Genomic DNA, 8,550 nt, shown 5'->3' with positions numbered 1-8,550 from the left:
ACTAGCGCTACGTAACGGTGGTGAATCACCCGAGTGACAAAAAACTGTCGCCCATTTGCCGCTACGCGTCCCTCCCCTTTAGCAGTACTTCGCCCGTATGTCGCAAAGTGAGTGGAACTTTCCTCAAGCCTTCATGCGCTCCCTAAAGCGCATAAAACAAAGGCTTTCGAATGGAACAATGTGCTGGATTCGGCGAAGCGCATAAGTTTTTTTTGGCATAAGCCATATGAAAAATTTTTCTTAGCTACGCTTCAGGATGTTCTTAGCTCTGTTGTAACAGCGATGAGACGCTAAACACTAAAAATATCGTCAATAAATTGGCGACAGCAATACACCATCAGGATTCAGGGAGATGCACCCATGCGCGTTCTAACCCCCCTCTGCAGTGCGGTTTTGCTGGCCATGGCTTGCACTTCCCAAGCCCAGGCCATGAACCTCACCGAAGCCATTCAGAACACCATTGCGACCCACCCGGATCTCGCTTCGCGCGTCGACGCGAAACTGTCGGCGGATGAACAGGTGAACGTCGCCAAGGGCGGCTACTACCCGTCCGTCGATCTGAATGCTTCCTATGGGCGCGGCTACAGCGACAACACCAACACCCGGGCGCTGACCCCGAGCGGCCACAACACTGAAACCCTCAACTACACCCAGTCCGAGCTGCGCCTGCGGCAGATGCTGTTCGACGGCTTCAACACGTCCAACGAAGTCGCGCGCACCAAAGGCGTTTCCAACTCGCGCGCGTATTACGCGCAAGGCACCGCCCAGGACCTGGCCCTGCGCACCATCGAGGTCTACCTCGAAGTGCTCAAGCGCCGCGAACTGGTGACCCTGGCCAAAAACAACCTGCAGGCGCACCTGCGGGTCAACGACCAGATCGGTTTGCGCACCCAGCGCGGCATCGGCAGCACCGCCGACTCCGATCAGTCGGTGGCCCGTAAGGCGTTGGCGCAGAACAACCTCGACACCGCCGAGGTCGATCTGGCGGACGCCGAATCGAACTTCTACAGCGTCGTCGGACGCATGCCCGACGAGCTGGAAACGCCCGCCTCGACCCGTGGTGAATTGCCCGCCACCCTGCCCGAAGCCCAGCAGAGCATGGTCGAGAACAACCCGTATCTGAAATCCGCCCAGGCCGACGTGCAATCGGCCGAGAGCCAGTACGAAGTCGCCAAGTCGCCGTTCTACCCGCGCTTCGATGCCGAAGCGGCGGTCGGCGCCAACAACAACGTGCAGGGTGACGAGGGCCACGACAACGAATGGCGGGTCGGCGTGGTGATGAACTACAACCTGTTCCGCGGCGGCAGCGACAAGGCGCGACTGGCCTCCGATGCGCACCAGATCAACCAGGCCATGGACATCCGCAACAACGCCCTGCGCCAGCTCAACGAGAACATTCACCTGGCCTGGAACGCCATGGTCAACGCCAAGAAACAGACCCCGACCGCCCGCGAATACGCCGAGACCACCAAGCGTGTGCGCGCCGCGTATCAGGATCAGTTCGGCCTTGGCCAACGCACCCTGCTCGACCTGCTCGACAGTGAAAACGAGCTGTACAACGCCAACCGTCGCTACACCGAAATCCGCTACACCGAGGAGTTTTCGATGTACCGCGTGCTGGCGAACATGGGTCAGTTGCTGAGCAAGCAACGGGTGGTGCTGCCGGCCGACGCGATTGCCGCTGCCGAAGTGAAGAACGAGGCGCGCTTGCCCGAACTGAAGTAGTCCCGATGATGTAGCCAGGGAGCGATCAATATGACCAGCATGGAACCCGGTGTTTCCGGGGTCGATCCGCGGCTGAGCTTCGATGATCCGTTACTCGACGGTCTGTTGATCCTCTGCAAACTCCATGGCGCGACGGTCAGTCGCGCCAGCCTGAGTGCCGGGCTGCCTCTGGACAAACAACGCCTGAGCCTGGACCTGCTGCCCCGTGCGGCGGCCCGGGCCGGTTTGCAGGCGCGGCTGCTGCGCCGCGACCTCAAGGACATCTCCCCGCTCAACCTGCCGGTGCTGTTGCTGCTGGGCAATGGCCGCACGGCGGTGCTGCGGCGTTTTGCCGATGACGGCAAGGCCCTGATCCTGCCCAGTGAAGCCGACGGCGGCGAGCAGTGGGTCAGCCGCGAAGAACTCGCCGAACACTACACCGGCCAGGCCCTCTTCGCCCGGCCACGGCATGAACTGGAAGACCTGCGTTCACCGTTGGTGCCACGGGTCCAGGCGTGGTTTCGCGACACGTTGAAGCTGTCGAAATGGCTGTACAGCGACGCGATCCTCGCCAGTTTCCTGATCAACCTGCTGGGCCTGATGGTGCCGCTGTTCGTCATGCAGACCTACGACCGCGTAGTGCCGAACCAGGCCACGTCGACCCTGTGGGTGCTGGCCATCGGGTTGCTGATCGGCACCGGTTTCGAACTGGTGCTGCGGGTGGTGCGCGCGCACCTGCTGGACACCGCCGGCAAGAAGACCGACGTGATCCTTTCCGCGACTTTATTTGAGCGCATCACCGGCATGGCGATGAAGGCCCGGCCGGCGACCATCGGCGGTTTCGCCCAGAGCATTCACGACTTTCAGGGGCTGCGGGAATTCCTCACCGCCGTGACCCTGACCAGCCTGATCGACCTGCCCTTCGTGGTGCTGATGCTGGTGGTGATCGGCCTGCTCGGTGGCTGGCTGGTGGTGATCCCGCTGCTGGCGTTTCCGATCACGATCATGTTCGCGATGATCATTCAGGTGCGCCTGCGCGACACCGTGCAAAAAAGCCTGAGCCTCGGCGCCGAGCGTCAGGCGCTGCTGATCGAAACCCTCGGCGGCCTGGAAACCCTCAAGGCCTGCAGCGCCGAAAGCGAGCGCCAGCACAAATGGGAAAGCACCCACGGCGCCCTCACCCGCCTCGACAGCCATGCGCGCAACCTCTCGGCGCTGGCCACCAACGGCACGCTGTTCATCCAGCAGTTCTCGGGGATGGCGACCATCGTCGCCGGGGTCTACAGCATCATCGCCGGCAACCTCAGCGTCGGCGCACTGGTGGCCAGTTACATGCTCGGCAGCCGCGTGCTCGCACCACTGGGCCAGATCGCCGGGCTGATCACCCGATACCAGCAAGCGCAACTGACCATGAAAAGCACCGACGCGCTGATGGCCCTGCCTCAGGAGCGCGACGGCAAACAGCGGCCGCTGGAACGCACGCAACTGCAAGGCGCGCTGGACGTCAGCGGTGTGACCTTCCATTACAACGGCCAAAATGCCCCGGCTCTGAGCAATGTCAGTTTCAGCCTCAAACCCGGCGAACGCATCGGCATCATCGGCCGCAGCGGCTCGGGCAAAAGCACCCTGGCGCGACTGGTGATGGGCTTCTACGAACCGGAAGAAGGCCAGTTGCTACTCGACGGCCTCGACCTGCGGCAACTGGATGTCGCCGACCTGCGCCAGCAGATCGGTTACGTCGCCCATGACCTGCCACTGCTGGCCGGCAGTCTGCGTGACAACCTCACGCTCGGTGCTCGTTACGTCAGCGATTCGCGGATGCTCGAAGTCGCCGAACTGACCGGCGTCACCGAACTGGCCCGCCAGCACCCGCAAGGCTTCGACCGGCCGGTGGGCGAACGCGGGCAATTGCTCTCCGGCGGTCAGCGTCAGGCGGTGCTGCTGGCCCGGGCGCTGTTGCTCGACCCGCCGATCATGCTGCTCGACGAACCCACCAGCGCCATGGACAACAGCAGCGAAGACGTGCTGCGCCAGAAGCTCCACGGCTGGGTGCAGGGCAAGACGCTGCTGCTGGTCACCCACCGCACCTCGATGCTGAGCCTGGTGGACCGGTTGCTGGTGCTGGACAACGGCCGGATCGTCGCCGACGGTCCGAAGGATGCGGTCATCGATGCACTGCGCAAGGGCCGGGTCGGCTCGGCGGCGGTCTAGGAGTTGCCCATGTCTGCTTCCTCTTCTTCAAAATCGCGCGGCTACTTCGACAGTTTCGGCAAAAGCGCCGAGGCCGAATTCATGCCGGAAACCGCCGGCGCGTCGTTGCAGGATTCGCCGCGCTGGTCGCGCATCACCGTGTGGCTGGCGGCGGCGCTGCTGATCAGCGCGTTGGTCTGGGCCAAGTTTGCGGTGCTCGAAGAAGTGACCATGGGCGAAGGCAAGGCGATTCCGTCGAGCAAAGTCCAGGTGATCCAGAATCTCGAAGGCGGGATCGTCACCGAGATTTTCGTGCGTGAAGGGCAAATGGTGAACAAGGGCGACACCCTGTTGCGCCTGGATGACACGCGGTTTCTGTCGAACAAGGGCGAGAGCGAGGCGGATCGCTATGCGTTGATGGCGCAGGTCGAACGCCTGTCGGCAGAGTCCGAAGGCCGGCCGATGAAGCTCTCGGACGAGATCGTCAGCAAGGCGCCGCAAGTGGCCGAAGATGAACGCGCGCTCTACGACCAGCGCCAGCGGCGCCTGGCCAGCGAGCAGCGCACCCTCACCGAACAATTGCGGCAGAAGACTCAGGAACTGGCGGAGTTTCGCTCCAAGCAGGGTCAGTACAGTTCCAGTCTGGCGTTGCTCCAGCAAGAGATGAACATGTCATCGCCGCTGGTGGGCACCGGGGCGGTGTCGCCGGTGGAAATCCTGCGGCTCAAACGCAGCGCGGTGGAAATTCGCGGATCGCTGAACGCCACGACCCTGGCGATTCCCCGGGCTGAATCGGCGATCAACGAGATCAAGAGCAAGATCGACGAATCGGAACAGACTTTCCGCTCCGACGCCGCCAAGGACCTAAACCAGAAGCGCACCGACCTGTCGAAAATCACCGCGTCGAGCATTGCCATCGACGACCGCGTCAGCCGCACCACCGTGACCTCGCCGGTACACGGGGTGATCAAGCAATTGAAGGTCAACACCATCGGCGGCGTAGTGCAGCCAGGCAGCGACATGGTGGAAATCGTGCCGCTGGAAGACAACCTGCTGATCGAAGCCAAGGTGCGTCCGCAGGACGTGGCGTTCCTGCACCCGGGCCAGAAAGCCATGGTCAAGTTCAGTGCCTATGACTACACGATCTACGGCGGGCTCAGCGCCAAACTTGAGCTGATCGGTGCCGACACCATCACCGACGACAAGGGCAACAGTTTCTACCTGATCCAGGTGCGTACCGACAAAAACCATTTGGGTGGGGATGTGAAACCGCTGCTGATCATCCCGGGGATGGTCGCCACGGTGGACATCATTACCGGGGAGAAAAGTGTGCTGGATTACCTGCTCAAACCGGTGCTGAAGGCCCGGACCGAGGCGATGCGCGAGCGGTAGTGGTGATCCGGACTTTGCGGTGAATGATCTGGCCCCATCGCGAGCAAGCTCGCTCCCACAGGTATGGCGTCGTACTCAGGTTTTGTGTTCGACAGGAACATTGTGGGAGCGAGCTTGCTCGCGAAGGCGTCGGGACAGGCAGCGATCATTTTGAATGATTGCGCTGAAAGGTCTCCTCCCCCATTGCCGCAATCTGCCCCTCGATCAACGCCTCGAACGGCTTGAGCAACGGATCGAAAGAGGCCGGCGCTTCCAGCGTCTGCAACGCCTGAACAATCGCCTCGATGGTCGACAACGCCCCCGGCCCCGGTGCCTTGCGCAGCCGATACCGGGAAACACCACCCTCCGCCAAAGTCACCCGAGGCAACGCCGCCAGCAAGGGATTGAGGTGCAACATCTTGCGCGCCTTGCGCCACGTGCCGTCCGGCACCACCAGCAACAGCGGCTCATCGGTCGCGGTGTAAGCCTGCATCGGCTGCGCATCGTCCGCCGGGAACAGTAACCGCGCCCGATAGCCCGGCCGGTTCAGCAACGCGGGCAGATCCTCGAACACCTCGCCGACGATCAATTCGGCATTTTTCAAACCGAGCGCTGCCAGCCGTGCGGTGTTGAGCGCGTGACTGACCTCGCTCGGGTGCTGCAACAGTAATACCCGGGTGCGGCTGTCGAGGCTGGGGATCAGCGGGCACAGGCAATGGGTTTGAGGGCGCAGGCAGCGCGGGCATTGAGGTCTGGACATGAATTCTTATGCCTGATTGAGCTGCGCTTTGAGCAGATCGCGGAAAGTCTGGATCAGCGGCTCGCGGCTGCGGCCACGGCGCATGATCATGGAAAAAGGCGCCTGATAACCGAAGGTCGCCGGCAGCAAAACCCGCAGGTCGCCCTTGTCGGCCCAGGCCTGGGCGTAGTGCTCCGGCAGGTAGCCGATGTAGGCGCCGGACAGCACCAGAATCAGCTGCGCCTCCATACTTTCCACGGTAGCGGCGCTGTGTTTGAAGCCATGGCGCGCCAGTTCCGCCTGGCTCCAGTAGCCGCGTCCGACCATGCGTTGCTGGGTGATGACCTGTTCGGGAATTCGCCGTTCGTTGAACAACGGGTGACGGCTGCTGCAATACAGCCAGTGCTGCTCGCGGTACAGCGGCATGTACACCAGACCGCTCATGCGCGTGGAAAACGCGCCGATGGCCAGATCGAGTCGGTTGTCCTGCACGCCGAGTTGCAGTTCATAGGGGCTCATCACCGACAGGTGCAAATGCACCGCCGGGTGTTCCTGGCTGTAAGCACCGATGGCTTCGGCGAACGGCAACGCCTTGTCGCTGACCGTGGAGTCGATCACCCCCAGATTGAGCGTGCCGCGCAACTCGCCCTTGAGCGCCGCGGCGTATTGCTCGAAACCTTCGAGCTCGGCCAGCAGGCGCAAGGTTTCCTGATGGAACAGCTCGCCCTTGCTGGTCAGGCTGAACCCGCCGCGCCCGCGATGGCACAGCACCAGACCGAGCGCGGCTTCGAGCTGGCTCATGTAGGTGCTGATCGCCGAGGTCGACAGGTTGAGTTCCTGCTGCGCATTGGCAAACCCCTGATGGCGCACGACGCTGACGAAGATGCGCAAAAGTTTCAGGTCGGGTAAAGCGTTGGCCATGGGGACTCCACTGATCGGGCAACGAGCATGGGCGAGAAGTCTATCTCCAGCCTTTCGATTAGTTTAGAAAATTCTGAACTAAGTTTTTGTTCGTAGCGATTCTTCCATCTCACTACATTTCGCAGAATCGGCCCCACAGCGGCGTCCGAACCTGTGCTGAACGGCGCGCCGACATAAATAAAACAAAGACGATGAGGCCCTACCCGTGGACAAGATTCTTCACCAACCACTGGGCGGCAACGAAATGCCGCGCTTCGGCGGCATCGCCACCATGCTCCGACTCCCCCACGTACCGACCGCTGCCGGCCTGGACGCTGCCTTCGTTGGCGTGCCACTGGACATCGGTACTTCGCTGCGCCCCGGCACCCGCTTCGGGCCACGCGACATCCGCACCGAATCGGTGATGATCCGCCCGTACAACATGGCTACCGGCGCCGCGCCGTTCGACTCGCTGTCGGTTGCCGACATCGGTGACGTGGCGATCAACACCTTCAACCTGCTCGACGCCGTGCGCATCATCGAAGAAGCCTACGACAACATCCTCGAGCACAACGTGATCCCGATGACCCTGGGTGGCGACCACACCATCACCCTGCCGATCCTGCGTGCCATCCATAAAAAGCACGGCAAGGTCGGTCTGGTGCACATCGACGCTCACGCTGACGTCAACGATCACATGTTCGGCGAGAAGATCGCCCACGGCACGACCTTCCGTCGCGCCGTCGAAGAAGGTCTTCTGGACTGCGACCGCGTGGTGCAGATTGGTCTGCGTGCGCAGGGTTACACCGCTGACGACTTCAACTGGAGCCGCGATCAGGGCTTCCGCGTGGTGCAGGCCGAAGAGTGCTGGCACAAGTCGCTGGAACCGCTGATGGCCGAAGTGCGCGAGAAAGTCGGTGGCGGCCCGGTGTACCTGAGCTTCGACATCGACGGCATCGACCCGGCCTGGGCGCCTGGCACCGGCACCCCGGAAATCGGTGGTCTGACGACCATTCAGGCGATTGAAATCGTTCGCGGCTGCCAGGGCCTCGACCTGATCGGCTGCGATCTGGTAGAAGTCTCGCCCGCTTATGACACCACCGGCAACACCTCGCTGCTGGCCGCCAACCTGCTGTACGAAATGCTCTGCGTACTGCCGGGCGTGGTCCACCGCTGAGGGTCGGGTCATGAACGAACGTGATCAGGTTCTGAAAGCGGCCGCCGATCTGGTGTCCGCCTTCGCCCGCAACGATCGTGAAGCCTACTTCGGCGCGTTCAGCGCCGATGCGAGCTTCGTGTTCTACACCCTCGAACAGCCCCTGCTGTCGCGCGATGCCTATCAGGCGTTGTGGGACAGCTGGCGCGCCGAGGATGGCTTCGAGGTGCTGTCGTGCACCTCGAGCAACGCCTTCGTCAGCCTGCAGGGTGACGTGGCGATTTTCATCCATGACGTGGCCACCGAGCTGCGCATGCAAGGGGAGCAACACTTCAGCCAGGAGCGCGAGACGATTGTTTTCAAGAAACAAACGTCGAGCCTAGAACAACAAGGCCATTGGCTGGCCTGCCACGAACATTTGTCCGCAATGCCGGAAGGGCTGCCACCCCCTTAGCCAAGACAGGTGACGCTCACGACACGATGAGCGCGC

General features: G+C 62.1%; 7 protein-coding genes. 5 read left to right on the top strand and 2 right to left on the bottom strand.

Going from position 1 to position 8,550, the window contains the following annotated elements; all coding sequences use genetic code 11:
• The first annotated feature begins 360 nt into the window (after positions 1-360).
• Genes CAG02_RS10435 through CAG02_RS10425 form a run of 3 tightly spaced genes read left to right on the top strand, consistent with a single transcriptional unit; the run spans position 361 to position 5,286 of the window.
• Positions 361-1,725 (top strand): TolC family outer membrane protein, encoded by a 1,365-nt coding sequence (locus tag CAG02_RS10435; RefSeq protein ID WP_085710366.1) that lies wholly within the window; start codon positions 361-363, stop codon positions 1,723-1,725.
• 30 nt (positions 1,726-1,755) lie between these two features.
• Positions 1,756-3,915 (top strand): type I secretion system permease/ATPase, encoded by a 2,160-nt coding sequence (locus CAG02_RS10430; protein ID WP_085710365.1) that lies wholly within the window; start codon positions 1,756-1,758, stop codon positions 3,913-3,915.
• Between the two features lie 9 nt (positions 3,916-3,924).
• On the top strand, positions 3,925-5,286 hold the full coding sequence (locus CAG02_RS10425) for an HlyD family type I secretion periplasmic adaptor subunit (protein ID WP_085710363.1): 1,362 nt from the start codon (positions 3,925-3,927) through the stop codon (positions 5,284-5,286).
• A gap of 145 nt (positions 5,287-5,431) precedes the next feature.
• On the opposite strand, the gene CAG02_RS10420 is transcribed toward CAG02_RS10425, so the two are convergent.
• Complete coding sequence (locus CAG02_RS10420) at positions 5,432-6,025, bottom strand: tRNA-uridine aminocarboxypropyltransferase (protein WP_085710362.1); 594 nt, start codon at positions 6,023-6,025, stop codon at positions 5,432-5,434.
• A 6-nt stretch (positions 6,026-6,031) separates the two neighbouring features.
• Positions 6,032-6,925 carry a LysR family transcriptional regulator gene (locus CAG02_RS10415; protein WP_007956593.1) on the bottom strand — a complete coding sequence of 298 codons (894 nt, stop codon included), beginning with the start codon at positions 6,923-6,925 and terminating at the stop codon, positions 6,032-6,034.
• A gap of 205 nt (positions 6,926-7,130) precedes the next feature.
• Here CAG02_RS10415 and speB point away from each other — a divergent pair, with 205 nt between their 5' ends.
• Positions 7,131-8,081: an agmatinase gene (speB, locus tag CAG02_RS10410; protein ID WP_007956591.1), complete on the top strand. Its 951-nt coding sequence runs from the start codon at positions 7,131-7,133 to the stop codon at positions 8,079-8,081.
• A gap of 10 nt (positions 8,082-8,091) precedes the next feature.
• A complete protein-coding gene (locus CAG02_RS10405; protein WP_085710361.1) occupies positions 8,092-8,514 on the top strand; it encodes a nuclear transport factor 2 family protein in 423 nt (140 codons plus the stop codon).
• Positions 8,515-8,550: the final 36 nt, after the last annotated feature.

Source organism: Pseudomonas sp. R43(2017) (genome assembly GCF_002112345.1).
GTDB lineage: Bacteria > Pseudomonadota > Gammaproteobacteria > Pseudomonadales > Pseudomonadaceae > Aquipseudomonas > Aquipseudomonas kribbensis.
Note: the sequence above shows the minus strand (reverse complement) of the source record. Positions and strands in the feature narration are given on the sequence as shown.

Bases quoted from the DNA above. Each gene is read 5' to 3' on its own strand.
- CAG02_RS10430 (WP_085710365.1), top strand. From the start codon at position 1,756: ATGACCAGCATGGAACCCGGTGTTTCCGGGGTCGATCCGCGGCTGAGC.
- CAG02_RS10425 (WP_085710363.1), top strand. From the start codon at position 3,925: ATGTCTGCTTCCTCTTCTTCAAAATCGCGCGGCTACTTCGACAGTTTC.
- CAG02_RS10435 (WP_085710366.1), top strand. From the start codon at position 361: ATGCGCGTTCTAACCCCCCTCTGCAGTGCGGTTTTGCTGGCCATGGCT.
- CAG02_RS10420 (WP_085710362.1), bottom strand. From the start codon at position 6,025: ATGTCCAGACCTCAATGCCCGCGCTGCCTGCGCCCTCAAACCCATTGC.
- CAG02_RS10415 (WP_007956593.1), bottom strand. From the start codon at position 6,925: ATGGCCAACGCTTTACCCGACCTGAAACTTTTGCGCATCTTCGTCAGC.
- CAG02_RS10405 (WP_085710361.1), top strand. From the start codon at position 8,092: ATGAACGAACGTGATCAGGTTCTGAAAGCGGCCGCCGATCTGGTGTCC.